The organism is Neobacillus sp. PS2-9, assembly GCF_030915525.1.
Classification (GTDB): domain Bacteria; phylum Bacillota; class Bacilli; order Bacillales; family Cytobacillaceae; genus Neobacillus.
The window spans coordinates 223369-245243 of record NZ_CP133269.1 but is presented as its reverse complement, the minus strand read 5'-3'; the positions used below and the strand labels follow the sequence as shown (position 1 = coordinate 245243).

Sequence of the window (21875 nt, the reverse complement as noted above, 5' to 3'; positions counted from 1 at the left end):
GTTTGAGGGTTGAATTAGTGGGTATACATATTTCAAATAGAATATACGAATTGGTTGATGTAAATGGATGGATTTTGGAACTACTTTTTCTAGGAGGGATTTGTAATGAAGCAAGTGTTTGGAATGAAATCAATAGTAGCTGTGGGAATTGGTGCCTCTGCTGTGTGGTTGTCGTCAAAGCCAAACCGCGTCAAAGCAGAAACGGTACTGCGGGAGTGGAAGCGCAAGTTTCTACCCACTGTTTATGAAAAAGCTGAACAGTTGCCGATTGAAAAAGGTGCACACCCACATCCTCACGATATCGAAGACAACAACATGGTAAGTGAAGGCGCGCAGTACTCCGTCCAGTTCTATAATGAAAAAATACAATAATCTTTGGGGACAGTCCCCCACTGCTTTAAAGCGGTGGGGGACTGTCCCCAAATTGAGGTGGAAATATGGTCCTCTTCTTTTTACTGGTCTATTTTGTCATTATTACGGCGGTTATTGAGATTTTTGTGGTGCTGTTTCGTTGTACGGGCTTGAAGGTGGAAATCTCGCGGTTTCAGGTGATTTCGATGATGACAGGAACAGGATTTACGACGGGTGAATCCGAGCTGATTTTAGGGCATCCGATTCGAAGGAAACTGGCTATTTTTTTAATTCTGTTTGGCGCCTTCTCTCTTGCAGTCATTATTTCATCGATCAGCCAGTTCCTTTCCGAAGGACTTCGAACGAAGGAAATCCTAGCTGTGGCCATTGCGGTGTTGCTGGTCTTTGTTGTGCTACGTATGTCTCGAATGCAGCGTCTGTTGTCCACATTGTTTAACCGTCAAATGAAACAGAATGTGGAGCTCGTTGATTTGCCGGTGCGGGATGTGTTTTTATCCTCTAAAAAGGAAGCCGTGCTCAATCTGCCTATCTATAAGGAATCGTCGCTACATAACCGCACGATTCATGATGTCATTCCAGGACATCAAGGAATGGATTTCGTGGTCCTCTTTATTCAACGAGGCGGAATGAAATTGAGGAAAGATATCTACGGGGTGGTGCTCCATGAAGGTGACCAGCTCCTATTATTTGGGGATAAAAAAGTGCTGTGGTCGGCCTTTGAGCATGATTGGCGGGTTCTTGAGGAGAAGCGGAAGGACGAGGAAATGTAGACGGAATAAAAGGCGGAGGGGCATGCGCTGGAGCTAGATTCGAACAACTGGTTCAGTTACCACACTCGGACCTTTTTATAATTTCCAAACAACAAAAAAACCAACGGCATGAGACTAGCTGACCGTTGGTTTGCACATTTATTTTCCTGTTTGTGGGACGAATTCTAAGAAGCCCTTTATTTGTTCTGGCATGTATACCTGGCTCAAGTATCTTCTTTTCAAATTATGTGTTGATCCAGCCTTGAAGTACCTTTAATATTTCCTATTTTATATGTTTTTCTGTCTTACTCGTCACTTTCGATGAATTACTCGTCAAATATATGATTTACTCGTCGATTTTCTATTTTACTCGTCTAAATTCACACTTTACTCATCAATAACTCCATTTTACTCGCCAATCACGAAACTACACCCACTCTTTCATTAAAAAGCCAGGCGTTTAGCCTGGCTCTGGTATCTTCCTTCAAAAATATGTGTAGATTCTCTCTTGAAATGCCTTTAAAATTACCTCTTTTATATGATTTCTTTCTTACTCGTCACTTTTGATGAATTACTCGTCAAATATATAATTTACTCGTCGATTTTCTATATTACTCGTCTAAATTCACACTTTACTCGTCAATAACCCCATTTTACTCGCCTACTACTAAACTACAACCATTCCTCCATAAAAACACCACAGTTATCAAGGATTGTGGTGGTACAGAATTATTTACTTTTGAAAAAAGGTCCCGGGTAAGGACCTTTTTCATCGTCTCTCAATTTTTAGATACAAAATATGATACCCATCTACCTCTTCCACGGTAAACTCATAGCCCTCAGCTTCTACAGAAGCCCCCAACTCGACATCGCCATTTTGTTGTAGAAACCATCCGCCGATTGTATCGACGCCATCTTCCGATAAATCTGTACCGAGTAGATTGTTCACCTCACCGATACCCAGCTTGGCATCGACAACAAAATTATTTCCCGGAAATTCTCTGACCTCCGCGACTTCTTCGGCGTCAAATTCATCTCTTACCTCACCGACAATTTCCTCCAGGATATCCTCGACCGTCACTAACCCAGACGTTCCTCCATATTCATCCATCAAAATCGCCATATGCGCATGTTCCGATTGCATCTTCACCAACAAATCATGAATCGGAATCGACTCAATCGCCCGGATGACCGGCTGGATAAAGGCTGATAGCGTCCAATCTTGTTCCTTCTTCAATATAGAGGAGGTTAAAAACATTTTCACATTCAACACACCTAGAATATGATCCTTGTCCCCATCCATGACCGGAAAACGAGTATATTTTTCCGTCCTTACTGTTTGGATTACTTTTTGTAGACTATCGTCGACAGACAAACAAGACATCTCAGTCCGCGGAACCATAATTTCCTTGGCTGTCCGCTCATCGAATTCAAAAATATTGTTCAAATAGGTCCACTCGTTCTCGTTGATTTCTCCACTTTTAAAGCTTTCGGACAAAAGAATCCTAAGCTCTTCCTCCGAATGCGCTAGTTCATGCTCCGAAACCGGCTTCAATCCTACCATTCTTGTAAGCATGCGTGCCGAACTATTCAATAACCAAATAAACGGATACATGAATTTGTAAAACCACATCATTGGTGTAGCAAACAGCAGCGTAATCGTCTCCGCTTTCTGGATTGCCGCCGTCTTTGGCGCCAATTCTCCTGCGACCACATGCAAGAAGGTGACGAGAGCAAAGGCGATTCCTATCGATAAAATTCGGGTAAGTGATTCATTCAAGTGGAGGGCTTCCATCAACGGGTGCAGCAGCTTTTCTACCGTTGGTTCCCCAAGCCACCCAAGTCCTAATGCTGTTACTGTAATCCCCAATTGACAGGCTGATAAATACTCATCTAAATGAGATACCACCCTTTTGGCGGCAACCGCTCCCTTCTTTCCTTCCCCAAGCAATTGCTCTATTCTCGAAGGCCGAACCTTCACAATCGCAAATTCAATCGCCACAAAGAACCCGGTCAAAGCAATCAACAAAGCAATCGATACCAACTTCATCATCATAAATTATCCCACCTTACAGAGATGGGGTCAGTCCCCCACTGCTGTAAAGCAGCGGGGGACTGACCCCAAGTTTTACTCCTCGAGTTTTTGGTCTAGTTTGCGTAGATATTTGGCTGCGAAATCTTTTCCTCCGATTCCGAAGGCTAGTCCAAAGGCGAGGGCCAGTCCACCAAGGACAAGGATGAAGGCAGCATTGACAATGCTATGTGCGACACCGAGTTGGTCTAGTGCCATAAAGATGGTAATCGCAAACACAGCGTATTTCGCTACCGCCGCTAGTGTGCGAGAGTAGGTTTGTTTCAGCACATTCTGTAAGATTCGTTCCACCAAGTGCCCCACATATAAACCAATCCCCAGGATGACAAGGGCCGCAAACAGCATTGGTAAATATGCAATGACGCCGGTCGCGAGTGTCACTAAGAAGTTTAGATGTACAATTTGCAAGGCTTCCACTGTGAATAACAGAACCACTACGATTTTTGCCAGCAACCCTACCAACTGTGATAAGGTTGTCTTCGAAGCATCCGGAGTTAATGAGCCGACGCCCATTCTATGGAATAGACTATCAAACCTTACTCGCCACAGCATTTGGGTGACGATTTTCTCCACCATTTTTCCAAGCCAAATTCCTGCTAAAATCAACAACACGGCCACAGCGATGTTTGGAATCATCGACAGTACCGCACGAAGCATGCTGATTGCTGGTTCCGAAACGCCCTTCAAATCTAATTTTTCTAAAGCCGTAATAATTGTTGGAAGTAAGATTAAGATAAACGCGATATTTCCAATAATATTTGCAAGGCTCGCTCGTCCATCTACGGATTGATCGAAGCCTAAACGCTGACTTACTTTTTCCAGCCCTACGTTCGTTAATAGGTTTGTTAACACATCACGAACAATTTTGGCAATCAACCAGCCGATGAAAACAATCAATGCGGCTGCAAATAATTTCGGAATAAACGCGAGTAACACAGATAAGGTTTGCGCAAAAGGCTTTGAGATGCCTTCCATATGCAGTGCTCCTAATACTCCTGGTAAAAATAAGAGAAGTACTAAGTAGAAAATCACCTTCGAGATGCTGTTCACTTTATTCATCGCATCAATTTCACCTTTTGCCAGCTTCCGTTTCACTAAATGACTTTCTAAATTGAAGCGGGCTGCTGCTTTTGTGAAAAGATTGGACAGCAAGAACGCGACCACCCAGGCAAACAGTAAGATAAGTGCTGCTTTTAATAGATTAGGAATTGCCGCCGTAATGGTCGATAGCATTTGAACGAATGGTGTGGCAATAAAGCTTAAGCTCAACATATTAAAGAAGATCGTCCAAACTACTACTAATAAAAGATAGTAAACTATTTTTCCAATTATCGTTTCTGATGAGTATTTTCGCTTACCAAACTTTGAGAATAGCTTATCGTCAAAGCTGGTCTTTCTTAAGGCCGCTTCTACGCCTCGGCCAATCCACTTGGCGATCAGCCAGCCCACTAATAGCACTACTAATGCCATGATTAAGTTGGGAAGGTCTTGAAAATAAGAGGACCAGCCCATCATCATTTCGTTTACGTGCATATCATCTCTCTCCTTTTCATCAACTCGAATTTGTTCTGCTATCTGTTGTATTACCCCCTCTCCTCTTATTCAAACCAACAATCTAGCAAACAAACATTTTTGTAAAAATGTATTTAATGAAGGGGAAATTTTTTAAAAAAAGATAGGTTTTGAATTTGTTTTCGCTGGGAATATAGTCACCAACACAACGAAACACACAAATTACAAGGAGGAGACTTATATGATTACCAATAGGCGAAGCAAATTATTAGCGGGTGGTTTAGCGGTTTTGTTCACATTTGGCGGCTTAGCCGGTTGTGGCGACGGCGTCGATCAAGATAATGGCATCAGTGATGGCGAACAAAAGGACGCCATCGATAAAGATACCAAGAAGGCAACCGATACCTCCTTCAAGGATGCAAAGGATAATTTAAAAGAAGCAAAAGAAGATATTGAAAAGGAATTGAAGAAAGACGGCGTTGGCGATGGTGTCGACCAGGATAATGGTGTCAGCGATGGTGAAAAGAAGGACGAGCCTGACAACCTGTAATCTAAAAGGCTATTAGATCTTAAAAAACATGTTTAATACCATACCAATATTGGTATTTAAAATACTAACCAAAAACAAGGAGGACGACACAATGAATAAGGACCAAGTAAAAGGAAATTTGGAACAGGCCAAAGGCGAAGCAAAAGAGCAGTGGGGCAAATTAACCGACGATCGTTCAACCGAAGTCGACGGTAAAGTGGATAAGGTCAAAGGAAAAGTACAAGAAGGCTACGGCGATGTGAAAGATAAAATGGAAGATTAAAACGATTGGTAAAAACATTTTAAGATACCTGAAAAGTGCCAGACTCTGTACTGTTTGATGCAGGGTCTGGCACTTTTTTGATGGTTTGGCGGAATAATGTGAGATGTTGGCGGAATTTATGTAGAAACTGGCGGAATTTATGTAGAAACTGGCGGAATCCTCCATCTAATCGGCGGAATAACCATCAAATCTGGCGGAATCCACATACCAATCTTCTAACAAGCAACCATAAAAAAAGAAGAGGTTCCCCAACCTCTTCTTCTTGATATATAACCCCTTTATTTGAGCAGGCTGCCTTCCCCAAGGCAGTCTGCCGGTCCATCCATTTCCCCCAAAAACCAAAAACCTTACATATTGTTCAAGAAGTCGAGTGCTAGGTTTGGCGCTACTCCGAACAAGACGGAGCCGACAACCGCAACCAGCAGCACAACCACAATTCCAAATGGCACACGTAGCTTGCTTTCGTCCTTAGCTGGACGGAAGAACATCTGCGTCATGACGCCAAAATAGTAGAAATAAGAAACAACTGTTGTTGCAATCATGATCGAGGCGAGCACATAATGCGGAGTTCCGAAAAACGCTCCGACAAAGATGTTTAATTTTCCAATAAAGCCCGCTGTACCCGGGAAGCCTGCTAAGGAAACGAGTAAAATTCCCATTAACACTGCAAGAACCGGTGAGCGGCGGTAAAGGCCAGCAAAATCAGCAATCTTTGTTGAACCTGATTTTTCCGTCACCACTTGAATGATAGCAAAGGCACCAAGGTTCATCAGCATGTAAGCAAGCAAGTAGAACCAGATCGAGAATACTAAGTTCGCACTCATAGTTGTTATAGCCACTAGCACATACCCTGCATGGGCGATACTGGAATAGGCGAACATTCTCTTAATATCTGACTGCTTCAAGGCTACCACGTTACCGACAACCATTGTTACCGCTGCGATCACTGCTAAGTAGTCATGCATCTTGAACAGAATGGTTTCACCACCGGCTCCACCCTCTGGTGCTGCATTGTAAAACACAGCAATCAGGATACGAATGACGATGACAAAGCCTGCTGTTTTAGAAACTACGCTTAAGAAAGCAGTAACAGGTGTTGGCGCTCCTTGGTACACGTCAGGTGCCCACATATGGAACGGAGCAGCCGCGAGCTTAAAGGATAAACCAACGAAAATCATTAAGAAGGCGAGACCAAGTAAGTAGGTCTGTTGCGGATCACCAATCGCTGCAAGAGTTTGCGCGATCTTGAAAAGGTTCGTGGTACCGGTTAACCCGTACACATAACTCATTCCGAATAACGTAATCGCAGTGGAAATTCCGCCGTTGATGACGTATTTCATCGCAGATTCGTTGGATTCTACATGGTGTTTGCGAATACCCGCTAAAATATAAGAAGAAACCGTTAATAATTCTAATCCGATGAAAAGAGTGATTAAATCACCGCTAGAAGTCATAATCATCGCACCGAGCAACGCTGCTAAGAACAGGTAGTAAAACTCGCCGTGACTGTCTTCCAATCCATCCTTTTTCTCATAGCTGACAGCTAAAAATAGCACTAGCCCTGATCCGACAAGAAGCAATAGTTTAAAGGCCTTGCCAAAGCCATCAAGAGTAAAGCTGTCTTCTAAGATCGAAGTGACATCTGTGTTCAACAACCCGGCAACTGACACGATTGCTGCAAAAACTCCGAGAATGGCGATCCAGCCAAGCACTCGTCGGTCTTGTTTTTTCGGCATAAATAAATCAAGCAATGTTAATAGTGCTGACACACCAAGGATGATGAACTCCGGTGTCATGACACTCCATTCAAATGATTTCAATGTATCAAAATCCATCCTTCATCACCCCCCTAACCCTAGCATGATTGTTTCAAGTGTAGTTTGCAACGGAGAGCTTAGAACACTTGGATACACACCAATTAATACGATTAATAATGTAAGAACAAGAACTGGAATGAATTCCACGCCTTTTAAATCAACCACACCAGTAAATTCACGGTGCGACTTGCCGTACGTCATACCTAGAACCGCACGCAGTAAGTAGGCTGCCGTCATGATAATACCAATGGTACCAACTGCCGCAATCCACGGCATTTCTTTGAAAAGACCTAAGAACGCCATAAATTCGCTGACAAATCCAGACATTCCTGGCAGTCCGAGTGATGCCATCGCACCGGCAAGCAAGAAACCTGCGGCAATCGGCATTCCCTTCGCCATTCCGCCTAGATTTCCGATTAAAGATGTATCCGTACGTTCGTACAAGACACCCACCAAGAAGAACAACAACGCGGAAATCAATCCGTGTGAAATCACTTGGAAAATTGCACCCTGAACCCCTGCCTCATTCATCGCAGCAAGGCCAATTAACACGATTCCCATGTGAGAAATGGATGAATACGCCAAAACCATTTTAAAGTCTGTTTGAATGAACGCTAGAAACGCCCCGTAGAGTAGATTGATTACTCCAAGTACAGCAATGATGGTCGCAAGTGTCTCAAACTGCTTCGGAAAAATACCCATTCCAAAACGGATTAAGCCGTACGCACCAATCTTTAACAGAATACCAGAGTGAATCATAACGACTGATGGCGGTGCCTGAACGTGCACCTTCAGCATCCAGCTGTGCAATGGGAAAATCGGTAATTTCACACCAAACGCAATTAAAAGCGCAATCAGTAAGCCAAGCTTCAAATCACCCGTTACCGGTGTATTTGGATCGGCCATCATTTGTGTTAATAATTCAATGTTCGATGTTCCTGTTTTTGCAAACAGAATCATGATCACGATCAACAGAACTGCTGAACCTAAACCGTTATAAATCAAGAAGCTGTAAGCTGCTTTTTCTTTTTCAAAATAACCCCATTTTCCGATTAAGAAGAAGGTCGGAATGAGTGTTACTTCAAAGAAGATAAAGAACAGGATTAAGTTTTCAGCGGTAAACACGCCAAGCATGCCCACTTCTAAAAGAAGGAATAGCATGAAATAACCTTTCCATTCTTTTTTTATAAAAATGGAAGCAATGGATGCGAGTGTCGCAACAACCGCTGTTAAGACAACTAATAGAAGCTGGAAGCCGCTTAATCCAAGCTCGTAGTAAACTGAGTAAATCGGCTCGGAAATCCCGTTCATGCCGCGGAATTGAATCCATGGCACCGATACGGAAAAGTCGGCTAAATCCTTACCCCATTGATAATGGAGGTAGGCCGCTAATGCCAGGATTAAAGCTGGTAAAGTCGCTAAAAATCCGACTAGTTTAATTGATTTTTCCTGCGTTTTAGGCATGAATGCTAAAACCGCGATACCTAGTAAAGGGGAGAATACTAGGACGGAAAGGACTGCATGTAAATTCATCGTAGGTACCCCCCTGTTAATGCAAAGATGACGGCTAATACTGCAAGACCGATGAAGGCCACTGCGCCATAGGTTTGAACCTGACCGGTCTGCATCTTCGAACCTGTTTGACCAAGTCCTTGGACGATTCCGACTACGCCCTTCACTAGCCCTTCTACAAGGAACACATCGATGAAGCGTAAGAAGTAGCTGATTGCTTTTGTAGCGGCTACGACAGTCAATTGATAGAACTCGTCAACGTAATATTTGTTGAAAAGAATCGTATGCAGCGTGTCACCTGTGCCACTCAACCAGTTGCGGGCTAGTGAACGCTTATAGTACATCATATAAGCAAGGAAAATTCCTGCTAAAGAAACGAGTGTTGCTGCAATCATAATCCAGACTGGACCTTCGACATGGCCGTGGTGTGCAAGTGCTTCATTGCCGTCCACTAACCAATCGCCAAGGAACGTACCGAACCATGGAGTGTTGACGTAACCAGCGACCACTGCCAAGACACCGAGAAGAATCATCGGGAATGTCATGTTGGACGGTGATTCGTGAACATGTTTTTGATCGCCACGTGCTTCCCCAGTGAAAACTAGGAAGAACAAGCGGAACATATAAAATGCAGTCATAAAGGCTGCGATTAATGCTAGCAAGAAAAGGACTGGATGTCCGCCTTCCCATGCAGCGACTAAGATTTCATCCTTGGAGAAGAATCCGGAAAATAACGGCACACCGCTGATCGCAAGTGTTCCGATTAAGAAAAGCGGTCCGGTCAGCTTCAGCTTTTTCCAAAGCCCGCCCATTTCTTCAATGTTTTGTGTGTGAACCGCGTGAATGACAGAACCTGCTGCAAGGAATAGTAACGCCTTGAAGAACGCGTGAGTCATTAAGTGGAACACACCCGCCACATAACCGGCAGACCCTAGGGCAAGCATCATGTAACCAAGCTGTGAAACGGTTGAGTACGCTAATACACGCTTAATGTCCGTTTGCACAAGACCAATGCTCGCTGCAAAGATTGCTGTAAATGCACCGATTACGGCGATGGTAAGTAGTGCTGTTTGGCTTGCTAAGAACAGTGGGAATAGTGCTGCCACTAAATATACCCCTGCGGCAACCATGGTCGCTGCGTGGATGAGGGCCGAAACAGGTGTCGGACCTTCCATTGCATCTGGTAGCCAAGTGTGAAGTGGGAACTGACCTGATTTACCGACTGCTCCGATGAAAATAAGGATCGCAGTTAACGTAATCATTGTCGGTGAAATCTTTCCAGCTTCTACTGCGGCGAAAATATCACTATATTCAAAGCTTTTCGTTTCCCAGAATAGAAGAGACATCCCGATGAATAGGCCCACGTCCCCGATACGGGTCATGATGAACGCCTTTTTCGCAGCGGCCTTCGCTTCTTCTTTGTAAAAATAAAAGCCGATTAATAGGAACGAACCGACACCGACAAGTTCCCAGAAAATATAAGTTTGCAACAGGTTTGGTGAAAGAACCAGCCCAAGCATTGCAAAGGTAAATAATCCTAAGTAGGCATAGAATACTGGAAACCGCTCGTCTCCATGCATGTACCCTTTGGAGTAGGTATGTACTAAGAAACTTACGAGCGATACGATAAACAGCATTAATGCATTTAATTGATTCACTTCAAAGCCCGCTGTTAGATGCAGATCTCCTATCGTGAGCCAGTCAAATTTCGTGACGTAAGTTGGCTCTGAAAAGCGCTCAAATAACACAAGGATTGAATAGACAAGCGACGCCAGCGTGAGCAAAATCCCCACATAACTGCTTGCCTCCTTCAACCGCTTACCGAATAGAAGAAGGATCAAAAACGATAATAGCGGGAAAAGCGGTATGAGCCATGCATTCTCCATCATTATCACTATCCCCTTTATAGAACATGGTGCCTGACACCCTCCGTGGACAAATCCCTATTTTATCTTTCTAGAATGGACATCCTTCGCTAAGCGAAAGGTGTCCTCCTAAGGCGGACAAATGGGGCGGAGTGTCTTTTTGTGGTGCCTGACACCCAAAGTGCTCTATCTAGTTTTTCATTGTGTCCATTTCGTCGATGTTGACGGTTTTCTTGCTGCGGTAGAGTGCGATAAGAATCGCTAGTCCGACCGCTGCTTCGGCTGCTGCCACGCTGATTGCGAACAGGGCAAAGATTTGGCCTGTAATCGATGGCGCCAAACCGTATTTGCTGAAGGTGACTAGGTTAATGTTCACAGCATTCAGCATCAATTCGATTGAGATCAGGACGATTACTGTATTTCTTTTCGTTAACGCACCGTATAAGCCGATGCAAAACAGAATAAGTGCTAGTGCCAGGAAGGCTGAAGCGGGAACTGAACTCATTCCTTATCCGCCTCCTTTTTCTCATTTTTCGCCAAGATAATGGAGCCGACAAGGGCTACTAATAGTAGAACCGATGTTAACTCAAATGGAATGACATATTTTGAGTAAAGTGCCTTACCAATTTGTAACGTGTTATTTTCGTGCAGCGTGGATGGTGTCTGTTCGATGTTGAAATCGTAGATGCCAATATACACTGCAAAGGCAAAACCTACAATTCCTAAGAACAAGAGTAACTTTCTCCATCTGCCTGCTTTAGGTTCACTTTCGTCATCATGCCTCGTTAACATAATGCCAAACAGCATGATGATGGTGATCGCACCAGAATAAATTAAGATTTGTACGGCAGCTACAAATTCTGCGGATAGCAGAACGTAAATACCGGCGATTGCGACGAAAGTGAAAATCAGGGCAACAACCATATGAACCACTTTCGTTAGGTTCAACAGAAGCACGCCGCCGATGATCGCAACAAGTGCGAGTCCCATAAATGCGAGGAATTCGCCTGAGAAGGTCATGCTTTATTCTCCTTCCGTATGTTTTCGTCGTTTTCATCTAACCATTCAAGGTTCTTAAATAACATATCGCGGCTGTATTCAGCGAGCTCAAAGTTATTGGTCATGATGATGGCTTCAGTTGGGCAAACCTCCGTACATAGGTCACAAAGGATGCAAATCTCAAAGTTGATGTCGTATGTGTCGATGATTTTCCCTTTTTTCGTTGGATCGGGATGCTTTTTACCTGTCAGGTCAATACAATCGGTCGGACAGATATTCATACATTGATTACACACGATACATTTTTCCGGATAAAATTTCTGAATACCACGGAAGCGATCTGGCAGTGGAATCGGCTTATTCGGATAATCGTAAGTAACCTTTTCTCGCGTTAATTGTTTTAGGGTATATTTCAAGCCTTTTGCTAATCCAAGCACGTTTTTCACCCCTTTTACCTTTTAAGAATTGTTAGTGGTGGTATTGGTGTCAGGCACCTTTCCTGATTTAGAAAAATAATGATTTGATTAAAGCCGTTAGGAATATGTTGCCTAGTGCTATTGGCAAAAGTACTTTCCAGCCAAATTCCATTAGTTTATCGACTCGGAAACGTGGGAACGTGCTTCGCAGCCAAATGTAAACAAAGACAACCACACTGAATTTAAGTGAAAACCAAACTGCTCCAGGAATAAAGCTTAGGAAGCCAATTGGCGCTAACCATCCGCCTAAAAAGATAACTGTAATCAAAGCAGACATCGCGAACAAATACACATATTCAGCGAGCATAAAGAATGCCCAGCGGAATCCGGAATATTCAACATGGTAACCGGCAACTAGTTCGTTTTCCGATTCTGGCAAGTCAAATGGTGTCCGGTTTAATTCCGCAATCGATGCAATGAAAAAGACAATAAATCCAATTGGTTGCAAGAGGATGAACCATCCGTTCTTCTGTGCTGCCACAATCTCATTTAGATTCAAGCTTCCTGATAGAAGAATAACGCCTAAGACAGACATAACAAGCGGAATCTCATAGGAAATCATCTGGGCTGAGGCACGCATACCTCCTAAGAGTGCATACTTGTTATTCGATGCCCAGCCGCCTAGCAGCATACCAAAGGTAGTCAATCCAGAAACGGCAATATAATAAAGTAATCCCACACCGATATCGGCAAACTGAAATTTGTCAGTGAACGGCATCGTTGCTAGGACCATAAAGGATGGTGCAAAAGCAATGACCGGTGCAATAATAAATAATGGCTTGTCGGCTGCCTTCGGAATAATATCCTCTTTTAATAAAAGCTTGAGGACGTCAGCGACGGTTTGTAAGAGTCCCCACTTACCGCCGACTTGGTTTGGACCATGACGGAGCTGCATGTAACCCATTACTTTTCGTTCTGCTAAAATTCCGTAAGTAACGAAGCCTAATACGATTAAAAGTAAGACAGCACCGAGTAAAAAGAAAATCCCAAAGTTAGCCCAACTAGGACTTGACTGTAGCAATTCTTCTATCATTAGCCGTCAACCTCCCCAAGGACAATATCCACTGCCCCTAAAATAGCAATCATGTTTGCAATGTTTTCGCCCTTTAAAAGTTTTGGGAGAATTTGCAGGTTATAGAAGGATGGTCTTCTAAACTTTAAGCGGTACGGTTCTTTTTTACCATCGCTCGCAATATAACAGCCAATTTCACCACGTGGTGATTCAATTCGTACAAAAGCTTCACCCTTCGGCGCCTTAATAATCTTCGGCACTTTGGCAAGAATTGCTCCCTCTGCAGGAAATTGCTCCACTGCTTGTTCGAGGATTTTCAAGGATTCGGCGATTTCAGCAAGGCGTAGATGGTACCTAGCTAAGCAATCACCGTCCTCCGATGTTGGAACATCAAAGTCAAAACGGTCATAAATGGAATATGGTTCATCCTTCCGAAGATCCCATTTCACACCGGTACTACGAAGATTCGGTCCGCTAAGTGAATATTGGATGGCTTCTTCTTTTGTATACTTTCCGACGCCTTTAACACGGTCTAAAAAGATTTCATTTCCGCTGACAAGATCGTGGAAACCAGCAAGCTGACCGCGCATATATGGCACAAAGTCTCTTACTTTTTCAATCCATCCTTCTGGAGCATCCCACTTCACTCCGCCGACACGCATATAGTTAAATGTCAGTCGAGCACCCGTAAGTTCGTTTAGCATATTAATAATCATTTCGCGGTCACGGAATGCATAGATGAACGGACTTGTAGCTCCAAGGTCAAGAATATATGTACCCCATGCAACAAGGTGACTCGCAATCCGGTTTAATTCCATCGCAATGACACGAAGAAAATCCGCACGTTCTGGCACTTCAATCCCCATCATCGTTTCAACGGCATGACAAAGGACATAATTGTTTGTCATGGATGACAAGTAGTCCATTCGGTCTGTGTATGGAATAATCTGTGTATATTGCAGGTTCTCAGCAATTTTTTCAGTCCCACGGTGTAAATATCCGATAACAGGTGTCGCTTCAACAATGATTTCCCCATCAATTTTTACAACAAGACGGAACACCCCGTGAGTACTTGGATGCTGAGGTCCTACGTTTAGTATCATTTCTTCTGTTCTGATCATTGGTTACACCTCCACATCGTAAGGCTCATAATCTTTTCGCAGTGGATAGCCAACCCAATCTTCGCCGAGTAAGATACGACGTAAATCCGGATGTCCTGTAAACTTAATTCCTAATAAATCATAGGCTTCACATTCAGGCCATTCTGCGCCTGCCCAAAGCGGCTGCAAGGACTCGATGATTGGTTCATCACGGTCAATCTTCACTTTTAACGCGACGGATTGACGGTTTTTGTATGAGAATAAGTGAACATAAATTTCCATATGTGTTTCGAAGTCTGATCCATGAAGCTCTGATAAATAATCAAACCCTAACAGCTCATTGTATTTTAAAAATTGAGCCAGTTTAAAATATGTTTCACGTTTCGCTACAAGTGTTGGAACATCCTTTGAAAGTTTATTAATATAAGAATCTTCTAAAACATCAGATCCCATATTTTCTTCAATGACTTTCAAATATTTATCTAAAAATGGCTGATTGACTGAAGGCTTCTCTTCTGCTGCAGGGGCCGCTGTCTCTGCTTTTCCGCCTGCTGCTGCCTTTGCTTTGGCTGCCGCTGCTGCTTTCGCTTTTGCTTTAGCTGCTGCAATCGCCTTTGCCTTTTCATCATCGCCGCCTGCTGCCGCGTCCGCGTCTGCCATTCCGGCTGCTTTCGCCTTTGCTGCTGCCGCTGCCTTCGCTTTGGCTGCCGCTACTGCTTTGGCTTTTGCCGCTGCTGCCGCTTTTGCTTTCGCATCATCACCAGATGGTGCGTCATCTCCAGCTGCTTCAGGTGTGCCACCTAGCTCCATGGTTTTCCTCTTTGCTGCCGCTGCCGCCTTCGCCTTCGCTACTGCAGCTGCTTTTTCTTCGCAAGGTCATCCTCATCATTTCCACCTGCTTCAGCTGTTTCCTCCGCTGGTGTTGATTCTGATGCTGGTGCAGAACCTCCCGCTAGCTCCATCGCTTTTCGCTTGGCTGCTGCTGCCGCCTTTGCTTTCGCTACTGCCGCAGCTTCTTCTTCGCAAGGTCATCCTCATCATTTCCACCTGCTTCGGCTGTTTCCTCCGCTGGTGTTGATTCTGATGCTGGTGTAGAACCTCCCGCTAGCTCCATCGCTTTTCGCTTGGCTGCTGCTGCCGCCTTTGCTTTCGCTACTGCCGCAGCTTTCTTCTTCGCCATATCATCCGCATCAGAGCTTGCTGCAGGTGCCTCACTTGACGTGGCTGCAGGGCCTTCTGCTGCCTTCGTTACTGGCGCTTCGCTTGGCGGTGCGGCCGGAATTTCCGGTATCACTGGCTCAGCTGGTGATGGGGTTGCCTCCTGCTTAGGTGCAGCTTCCCCTGCTGCTTTTGCTGCCCGTTTCGCCGCCGCAGCTGCTTTCGCCTTCGCCACAGCCTCTTTCTTTAACTGTTCAAGATCCTTTTCCCCACTCATCGGTTAAATCACCTTCTTCCCAGTCTTCGCTTCATAGCGAATCTTTTCCTTTAATTTATTGATTCCATAAATTAAAGCAGCTGGGTTTGGTGGGCATCCAGGTATGTATACATCAACAGGAACGATTTGATCGACTCCTTTTACAACTGAATACGACTTTACATACGGCCCGCCAGCTGTTGCACAAGAACCCATTGCAATAACCCACTTTGGCTCAGGCATTTGATCATACAATCGGCGTAAAATAGGCGCCATTTTCTTCGTTACTGTCCCAGACACAATCATACAATCCGATTGCCTTGGAGACGTACGGAAAAATGAACCGGAACGGTCTAAGTCATAATTCGCTCCGCCTACACCCATCATTTCAATCGCACAACAAGCCAGACCAAATGTCACCGGATAGATCGAATTACTTCGAGCCCAGGCCTTAATTTGCTCTAGCGTAGTCATAAATACACTTCTTTGTAAATCTTCCATTTCCTTAGGTGAAATGCCATCTAGTTTTAAATCCATTGTAGCACCTTCTTCTTCCAAGCATACACTAGGCCAATTAACAGCATAATCACGAAAATTAACATCTCGATTAACGCAAAAACACCTAGCTTATCATAGGCCACAGCCCATGGATATAAAAACACCGTTTCCACATCAAAAACAACAAACATAAGGGCAAAAATATAATAGCGGACATTGAACTGTACACGGGAATCGTGAAATGGCTCAACACCGCTCTCATATGTAGTTAACTTCGCATCGCTAGGTTTATGAGGACGCAAAAGTTTACCTAAATATAATGCCACCACCGGCAGCAACACCCCAAGACACAGAAACGCAAAAACAATCAGATAATTATTCTGATATACATTAAGAAGTTCCATGTCTATCCCCTCCAATGTTGTAAATTTTCATACTAATGAATATTGTAACCGAATTCATTATAGCATTGTTACAAACCCATGTCGACAAGCCATTATACTTAAAATTGGAATTCTCCCGGAGCGAAAAAAACTCTATTTAAAGCCTTGAGACCTCGCTCTCAGAAAGGCCTTAAATAGGGAAATTTTTGCACTATTTCAGCCTCAACATCCTCGAAAGATAACATACCCAGACTCTGGTTCAGTTCCAAGACCAAATTCGGCAACAACACCTATTAAACAACACATAAAGATTTTAGACTGTGAGATTTGTCATTAATTGTTCACCTTCTACTATTTAAATTTATACCTTTTAGACAAATTCAATATCTAAACAATCCTCCTCCTTCAATTTTATTCAAAAAGCTCCTTTATCATGAGTACTTACATCAGATTGTCTCTTGTGTATCGTGAGGTTGAATATTTTTCCGATCATCAAACAAAAAGCCAAATAGCCAGGCATTTAGCCTGGCTCAACTTATTGCTTTTACCCTCATGAAAAACCTGACTACTTTTCTTGTGACAAAAAAGACGTTTCCTCTTTTTCAATTTCGATTAAAAATAACTAGTTTCTTTTCCGTCATTTCTTCAATAGCATACTTCACCCCTTCACGGCCCACTCCACTTTCTTTTACCCCGCCATATGGCATGTGGTCGACACGGAAGGTCGGGATATCATTAATCAATACACCGCCGACATGAAGGTCCTCTGCTGCATTCAGTGCCGTATGTATATTGTCTGTATAAATACCAGCTTGCAAGCCATATCGGGAATCATTGACTAATTGTATCCCCTCATTCGCATCTTTTACTTTATTTATCAGAACAATGGGTGCAAACACTTCTTGGCAAGACACTTTTTGGGAAGGATCCACCTCTAATAGGACTGTTGGCAATAAGACATTGCCCTCAGCAGTACCCCCAACAGCTATTTTCGCCCCATGATACTCTGCTTCTTTGATCCAGGACAAGGTCCGTTCTACATCCTTTGGGCTTATTAAGGCAGATATATCTGTTGAAGACTCCATTGGACTGCCGACTCTCAACCGCTTAGTGGTTTCAACAAATTTTCCCACAAATTCTTCATAAAGGTCCTCAACCACGTAAATTCGCTGTAAAGAAATACAAACTTGGCCTTGGAATGAAAAAGCGCCCATTACACATCTTGAGATGATATTATCCAAATTGACGCCTTTATCGATAATGACAGCGGCATTTGATCCTAGCTCCAATGTGACTCGCTTTAATCCAGCTTTGTTTCGAATGCCAATCCCTACAGCCGGACTTCCCGTAAATGAAATTTTGCTGACCCTGTCATCTTTGACAATCATTTCTCCTATTAAAGAGCCACTTCCGGTCACCACATTCAAGGCACCTGCAGGCAATCCAGCTTCCTCGAAAACTTTAGCGATGAAATAGGCCGACAGAGGCGTTTGATTTGCCGGCTTTAGGACAACGGTATTTCCTGCCGCCAAAGCAGGACCTACTTTATGGGCTACAAGATTCATTGGAAAATTAAACGGGGTAATCGCCCCAATCACTCCTATTGGCTCTAGGACCGTATAAGCAACACGTCCTTCCCCTCCTGGTGCAGCATCAAGTGGCAAGGTTTCACCGTGAATTCGTTTCGCTTCTTCAGCGGCAAACTTATAGGTTTGAATAGTCCGCTGAACTTCTCCCATGGCAATTGTCACAGGTTTAGCTGCCTCCAATGCAATAATCTCCGCTGCTTCCATGGCCCGTTCTTCCAGCAACTTGGCCACCTTTTCTAAAATAAATGCCCGCTGGTGGCACGGCATTTTTGCCATCGTTCTTTTCGCTTGATAAGCCGCTTCAATGGCAAGATTTGTCTCATCTTCATCGGCCGCGGCAACTCTCGCAATTTCTTCTCCGCTAAATGGCGCCACAAGTGATGTATACTCCTTTGCTTCTATCCAACTTCCATTAATAAATAAATCCTGTTTCATACCCTCATCCCCCGCATTATACTGTTAAATTTTGAGCGGCTTCCACTGCTAAAAAGGCGTCTGACAAAATCGTCATCATTTGTTCTATTTCTTCTTTGTTAATAGTTAATGGAGGAGCAAATACAATCTTATCCTGGTCATCAAAGACAACCGCACGAATTACCAATCCCCTTTTAGCTGCTTCCGAAACAATCAACGGAGCTAATGGAGCGGAGAAATGCTCATTTGTTTTTTGATTTTTTACAATTTCAATCGCTCCCATTAAACCTAGTGCTCTTACCTCGCCTATTATGCTATGTTTGCTTTGCAACTGTTTAAACCCAGCTAGCATCTCAATTCCCATTTGTTTCGCATTTTCTATTAGATTTTCTCGTTCAATGATTTCAAGGTTTTTCAAAGCAACACTGCAAGCCATGGCGTGGCCGCTATACGTGTAACCATGTAATAAGGTTCCTGTTGAGAGTTCTATAAAATCCTGATGCATTTTTCTCGACATCATCACACCGCCAAGCTGGGCATAGCCGCTTGTTACGCCTTTTGCAAAACACATCATATCAGGCACAACACCATAATGCTCGATTCCAAAATACGTACCTGTCCGCCCAAAGCCCGTAATGACTTCATCTGTAATAAACAAAATATGATTTTCGTCGCAAATCTCCCTGATTTCATTGAAATACTGTTCAGGCGCGATATGTACGCCACCAGCACCCTGGACGGGTTCAGCAACAAACGCAGCAATCGTTTCCGCTCCTTCTTTTTCGATTAACTCCCGAAGAGTAACCGGTGAAAAATTATCTACATAATAAAAGTCTGGTGCTAAAGAATTGGTAAAATCCCGAAACGGCTTTAATCCGGTTGCGCTTGTTGCTCCCATCGCCACCCCATGGTAGGACCTTGTTCTTGTAATAATTTTTTTCTTGCCCGGCAGTCCTTTTAATATCCAATAATGTCTTGCAAGCTTGTATGCGGTATCATTCGATTCAGAGCCTCCAGAAGTAAAAAAAGTTGCGGATAAATCCCCAGGTGCGATTTCTGCCAGTTTAGCAGCCAACCGGATAGCTGGTTCATTGCTGTAAGTTGAAAAACAAGAATTAAAGGCTAATTGGGTCATTTGTTCCATTGCCACTTTTCCTATTTCTTTACGACCATGGCCAATATTCACATTCCATAAAGAAGACATTCCGTCTATTACTCTCTTTCCTCTGATGTCTTCCAAATATATTCCTTCACCCTTAACAAAAATAAAGCCTGGACCATCAGTCTGCTGTTGCTGAATCGGTGAAGTCGGATGAATAAAATACTTTTTATCTAATTCTTCTAATTCCCGGATATATTCTTCCATTTATTGGACTCCCTTCCCATAATAGATTCTTTACTTTTTATAATGCAAAAAGCATGCCAACTTTTTTAAGTTGAAAAACCGAGGTTTCATGCAAGTTTGATTTAATTTTTAATCATTTTTTAATTTAATTATTGATTAACGTTCCGATTTAATTGAAAATTAAATCAACATTGATAAGAGGAGGAGCTTTGTTTGAAAGAAGAATTAAAGCTAGAGCTGGATAAAATCATTGAAACATCAAACAACAACATTACTATTACTGATGAAAATGGAATTATTTTGAGGTCCAATCCGCAACATTGGACCATGTACGGATTAGAAACCGGATCCTATATCGGAAAGTCCGTCTATGATTTAGAAAAAGAGGGAATTCTTTCCCCTTCTATTAATGCGCTTGTATTAAAAGAGAAAAAAATTGTACGCATTCTGCAGCATACAAAGCTTGGAAAGGTTATCATGTCGACTGGGTATCCTGTTTTTAATCAAGAAGGGCGATTAATTAGAGCCATCAGCTACAGCCAAGACCAAACAGAAATTGTGAAATTACAGGAACAATACAATCAGCTCCAAGTAAAAATTGCCGGCTTTCAAACAGAAGTGGAGGAGCTACGTGAAAAAGACGCAAGCAAGCGACCTATTCTTTTCCGAAGCACTAGTATGCAGCAAATTTTTAAGACCCTTCCGCGGGTGGCTGGAACCGATGCTACGATTTTATTTTTAGGTGAATCCGGTGTTGGAAAAAGCACATATGCCCGACATATACATGATTTAAGCGGGCGTCAAAAGGAACCTTTTATTGAAGTAAACTGCAGTACAATCCCAGAGACATTATTTGAATCTGAGATGTTCGGATATGAACCAGGTTCCTTTACTGGGGCCCTAAAGGCAGGAAAACAAGGGTTGATTGAACAAGCGGCTCAAGGAACCTTATTTTTAGATGAAATCGGCGAGCTTCCTTTAAACATGCAAGTAAAATTACTAAAAGTTCTTCAAGAACGAAAGCTTATGCGAATCGGCGGAAAAAAGGAGCTACATGTTAATTTCAGGCTCATAACTGCTACGAATCAAGACTTAAAGCAAATGGTTGACGAAGGGAAATTCAGACTGGACTTATACTATCGATTAAATGTCATTCCCATTCACATCCCTTCATTAAAGGAAAGAAAGGATGACATCACGATTTTATTAAAACATTACCTGCAATTGCTGAATACTAAGTATAAATTGTCTAAAAAGATGCATCCTTCCACTTACGAGCTTTTAATCCATTATGAATGGCCAGGAAATGTCCGTGAGATGGAAAATTTACTTGAACGTTTAATCCTTACTATTGAGGATGATATGATTTTGCCTAATCATCTACCTTTTTACTTAATGAAAAACATAAAGGAGATTTCAAATTCCTCTTGGGAGCATGTGAAGGCGAGCATCGAAAAATTGAAATTAAAGGATGCGCTGGAAGAAGTAGAACTCCAGTTTTTATCAAGGGCTTACAAGCAATGCAAAACAACCTACGAAATGGCTGAATACTTAGGTATCAGTCAGCCTACTATTATATATAAATTAAAAAAGTATAAAGACAAGCTTTCGTTTTAATATAAAGGCATTGTTTAATTTGTTTGTTGATTTCCGTTCCAGGCGCGAGCGGTTCGCGGGCGTTCCGGGAGCCTCCTCGTCGTTCCTCCTGCGGGGTCTCCCGAGACCGCTACTCCCACAGGAGTCTTCGCGCCTTCCACTCCAATCAACAGGTTATAAAAATCAACATTGTTCTTGCCAATATAAAAAGCCGAGATTCTTATAAGAAACCTCGGCTTTCTATATTAGGTTTTATTCAACTTGCCTGTTGATTTCCGCACCAACAAACATTGTGTCAAATCAACAATGAACTAATAA

19 protein-coding genes and 1 pseudogene are annotated in these 21875 nt (G+C 43.0%); 5 read left to right on the top strand and 15 right to left on the bottom strand.

Annotated elements, in window-relative coordinates; translation table 11 throughout:
• The first annotated feature begins 105 nt into the window (after nt 1-105).
• Together RCG25_RS01175 and RCG25_RS01170 are read left to right on the top strand one after the other, a co-directional pair.
• Nucleotides 106-372, top strand: a complete 267-nt coding sequence (locus RCG25_RS01175; protein WP_308081857.1) for a hypothetical protein — start codon at nt 106-108, stop codon at nt 370-372.
• Between the two features lie 185 nt (nt 373-557).
• Nucleotides 558-1142, top strand: a complete 585-nt coding sequence (locus RCG25_RS01170; protein ID WP_308081856.1) for a hypothetical protein — start codon at nt 558-560, stop codon at nt 1140-1142.
• A gap of 748 nt (nt 1143-1890) precedes the next feature.
• Here the strand turns inward: RCG25_RS01170 and RCG25_RS01165 are convergent.
• Nucleotides 1891-3177, bottom strand: coding sequence for a hemolysin family protein (locus tag RCG25_RS01165; RefSeq protein ID WP_308081855.1), 1287 nt, complete (start codon nt 3175-3177; stop codon nt 1891-1893).
• Nucleotides 3178-3249: 72 nt separating this feature from the next.
• Nucleotides 3250-4746: a mechanosensitive ion channel gene (locus RCG25_RS01160; RefSeq protein ID WP_308081854.1), complete on the bottom strand. Its 1497-nt coding sequence runs from the start codon at nt 4744-4746 to the stop codon at nt 3250-3252.
• Nucleotides 4747-4966: 220 nt separating this feature from the next.
• Here RCG25_RS01160 and RCG25_RS01155 point away from each other — a divergent pair, with 220 nt between their 5' ends.
• Nucleotides 4967-5275, top strand: a complete 309-nt coding sequence (locus RCG25_RS01155) for a hypothetical protein (protein ID WP_308081853.1) — start codon at nt 4967-4969, stop codon at nt 5273-5275.
• Nucleotides 5276-5366: 91 nt separating this feature from the next.
• Complete coding sequence (locus RCG25_RS01150; RefSeq protein WP_308081852.1) at nt 5367-5537, top strand: CsbD family protein; 171 nt, start codon at nt 5367-5369, stop codon at nt 5535-5537.
• Nucleotides 5538-5884: 347 nt separating this feature from the next.
• On the opposite strand, the gene nuoN is transcribed toward RCG25_RS01150, so the two are convergent.
• The 13 genes and pseudogenes from nuoN to RCG25_RS01080 form a co-directional block, all read right to left on the bottom strand.
• Nucleotides 5885-7372: an NADH-quinone oxidoreductase subunit NuoN gene (nuoN, locus tag RCG25_RS01145; protein WP_308081851.1), complete on the bottom strand. Its 1488-nt coding sequence runs from the start codon at nt 7370-7372 to the stop codon at nt 5885-5887.
• A 6-nt stretch (nt 7373-7378) separates the two neighbouring features.
• On the bottom strand, nt 7379-8887 hold the full coding sequence (locus tag RCG25_RS01140; RefSeq protein WP_308081850.1) for an NADH-quinone oxidoreductase subunit M: 1509 nt from the start codon (nt 8885-8887) through the stop codon (nt 7379-7381).
• The gene (gene nuoL, locus RCG25_RS01135) at nt 8884-10755 is read right to left on the bottom strand and encodes an NADH-quinone oxidoreductase subunit L (protein WP_308081849.1); all 1872 of its coding nucleotides are present in this window, start codon (nt 10753-10755) and stop codon (nt 8884-8886) included. The genes RCG25_RS01140 and nuoL overlap by 4 nt, the downstream gene beginning before the upstream one ends.
• A gap of 166 nt (nt 10756-10921) precedes the next feature.
• Nucleotides 10922-11236 carry an NADH-quinone oxidoreductase subunit NuoK gene (nuoK, locus tag RCG25_RS01130; RefSeq protein WP_308081848.1) on the bottom strand — a complete coding sequence of 105 codons (315 nt, stop codon included), beginning with the start codon at nt 11234-11236 and terminating at the stop codon, nt 10922-10924.
• Nucleotides 11233-11751, bottom strand: coding sequence for an NADH-quinone oxidoreductase subunit J (locus tag RCG25_RS01125; RefSeq protein WP_308081847.1), 519 nt, complete (start codon nt 11749-11751; stop codon nt 11233-11235). The genes nuoK and RCG25_RS01125 overlap by 4 nt, the downstream gene beginning before the upstream one ends.
• On the bottom strand, nt 11748-12167 hold the full coding sequence (gene nuoI / locus RCG25_RS01120) for an NADH-quinone oxidoreductase subunit NuoI (protein WP_308081846.1): 420 nt from the start codon (nt 12165-12167) through the stop codon (nt 11748-11750). Before nuoI ends, RCG25_RS01125 begins: the two co-directional genes overlap by 4 nt.
• 67 nt (nt 12168-12234) lie before the next feature.
• Nucleotides 12235-13239, bottom strand: coding sequence for an NADH-quinone oxidoreductase subunit NuoH (nuoH, locus tag RCG25_RS01115; protein ID WP_308081845.1), 1005 nt, complete (start codon nt 13237-13239; stop codon nt 12235-12237).
• Nucleotides 13239-14339, bottom strand: a complete 1101-nt coding sequence (locus RCG25_RS01110; RefSeq protein WP_308081844.1) for an NADH-quinone oxidoreductase subunit D — start codon at nt 14337-14339, stop codon at nt 13239-13241. Before RCG25_RS01110 ends, nuoH begins: the two co-directional genes overlap by 1 nt.
• A gap of 3 nt (nt 14340-14342) precedes the next feature.
• Nucleotides 14343-15753 (bottom strand): annotated as a pseudogene (locus RCG25_RS26035) (NADH-quinone oxidoreductase subunit C).
• A gap of 3 nt (nt 15754-15756) precedes the next feature.
• Entirely contained in the window at nt 15757-16269 is a 513-nt protein-coding gene (locus RCG25_RS01095) for a NuoB/complex I 20 kDa subunit family protein (RefSeq protein ID WP_308081841.1), read from the bottom strand.
• Nucleotides 16260-16634 carry an NADH-quinone oxidoreductase subunit A gene (locus RCG25_RS01090; RefSeq protein ID WP_308081840.1) on the bottom strand — a complete coding sequence of 125 codons (375 nt, stop codon included), beginning with the start codon at nt 16632-16634 and terminating at the stop codon, nt 16260-16262. The genes RCG25_RS01095 and RCG25_RS01090 overlap by 10 nt, the downstream gene beginning before the upstream one ends.
• A gap of 581 nt (nt 16635-17215) precedes the next feature.
• Entirely contained in the window at nt 17216-18637 is a 1422-nt protein-coding gene (locus RCG25_RS01085; RefSeq protein ID WP_308081839.1) for an aldehyde dehydrogenase family protein, read from the bottom strand.
• Nucleotides 18638-18653: 16 nt separating this feature from the next.
• Nucleotides 18654-19982, bottom strand: coding sequence for an aminotransferase family protein (locus tag RCG25_RS01080; RefSeq protein ID WP_308081838.1), 1329 nt, complete (start codon nt 19980-19982; stop codon nt 18654-18656).
• 192 nt (nt 19983-20174) lie between these two features.
• Between RCG25_RS01080 and RCG25_RS01075 the strand changes: the two genes are divergently transcribed.
• A complete protein-coding gene (locus RCG25_RS01075; protein WP_308081836.1) occupies nt 20175-21578 on the top strand; it encodes a sigma-54 interaction domain-containing protein in 1404 nt (467 codons plus the stop codon).
• The last annotated feature ends 297 nt before the right edge of the window (nt 21579-21875 follow it).

Bases quoted from the DNA above. Each gene is read 5' to 3' on its own strand.
- RCG25_RS01080 (WP_308081838.1), bottom strand. From the start codon at position 19,982: ATGGAAGAATATATCCGGGAATTAGAAGAATTAGATAAAAAGTATTTT.
- RCG25_RS01125 (WP_308081847.1), bottom strand. From the start codon at position 11,751: ATGACCTTCTCAGGCGAATTCCTCGCATTTATGGGACTCGCACTTGTT.
- RCG25_RS01110 (WP_308081844.1), bottom strand. From the start codon at position 14,339: ATGATCAGAACAGAAGAAATGATACTAAACGTAGGACCTCAGCATCCA.
- RCG25_RS01165 (WP_308081855.1), bottom strand. From the start codon at position 3,177: ATGATGATGAAGTTGGTATCGATTGCTTTGTTGATTGCTTTGACCGGG.
- RCG25_RS01095 (WP_308081841.1), bottom strand. From the start codon at position 16,269: ATGGATTTAAAACTAGATGGCATTTCACCTAAGGAAATGGAAGATTTA.
- nuoN (WP_308081851.1), bottom strand. From the start codon at position 7,372: ATGGATTTTGATACATTGAAATCATTTGAATGGAGTGTCATGACACCG.
- RCG25_RS01085 (WP_308081839.1), bottom strand. From the start codon at position 18,637: ATGAAACAGGATTTATTTATTAATGGAAGTTGGATAGAAGCAAAGGAG.
- RCG25_RS01170 (WP_308081856.1), top strand. From the start codon at position 558: ATGATGACAGGAACAGGATTTACGACGGGTGAATCCGAGCTGATTTTA.
- RCG25_RS01140 (WP_308081850.1), bottom strand. From the start codon at position 8,887: ATGAATTTACATGCAGTCCTTTCCGTCCTAGTATTCTCCCCTTTACTA.
- RCG25_RS01090 (WP_308081840.1), bottom strand. From the start codon at position 16,634: ATGGAACTTCTTAATGTATATCAGAATAATTATCTGATTGTTTTTGCG.
- RCG25_RS01155 (WP_308081853.1), top strand. From the start codon at position 4,967: ATGATTACCAATAGGCGAAGCAAATTATTAGCGGGTGGTTTAGCGGTT.
- RCG25_RS01175 (WP_308081857.1), top strand. From the start codon at position 106: ATGAAGCAAGTGTTTGGAATGAAATCAATAGTAGCTGTGGGAATTGGT.
- nuoL (WP_308081849.1), bottom strand. From the start codon at position 10,755: ATGATGGAGAATGCATGGCTCATACCGCTTTTCCCGCTATTATCGTTT.
- RCG25_RS01160 (WP_308081854.1), bottom strand. From the start codon at position 4,746: ATGCACGTAAACGAAATGATGATGGGCTGGTCCTCTTATTTTCAAGAC.
- RCG25_RS01150 (WP_308081852.1), top strand. From the start codon at position 5,367: ATGAATAAGGACCAAGTAAAAGGAAATTTGGAACAGGCCAAAGGCGAA.
- nuoK (WP_308081848.1), bottom strand. From the start codon at position 11,236: ATGAGTTCAGTTCCCGCTTCAGCCTTCCTGGCACTAGCACTTATTCTG.
- nuoH (WP_308081845.1), bottom strand. From the start codon at position 13,239: ATGATAGAAGAATTGCTACAGTCAAGTCCTAGTTGGGCTAACTTTGGG.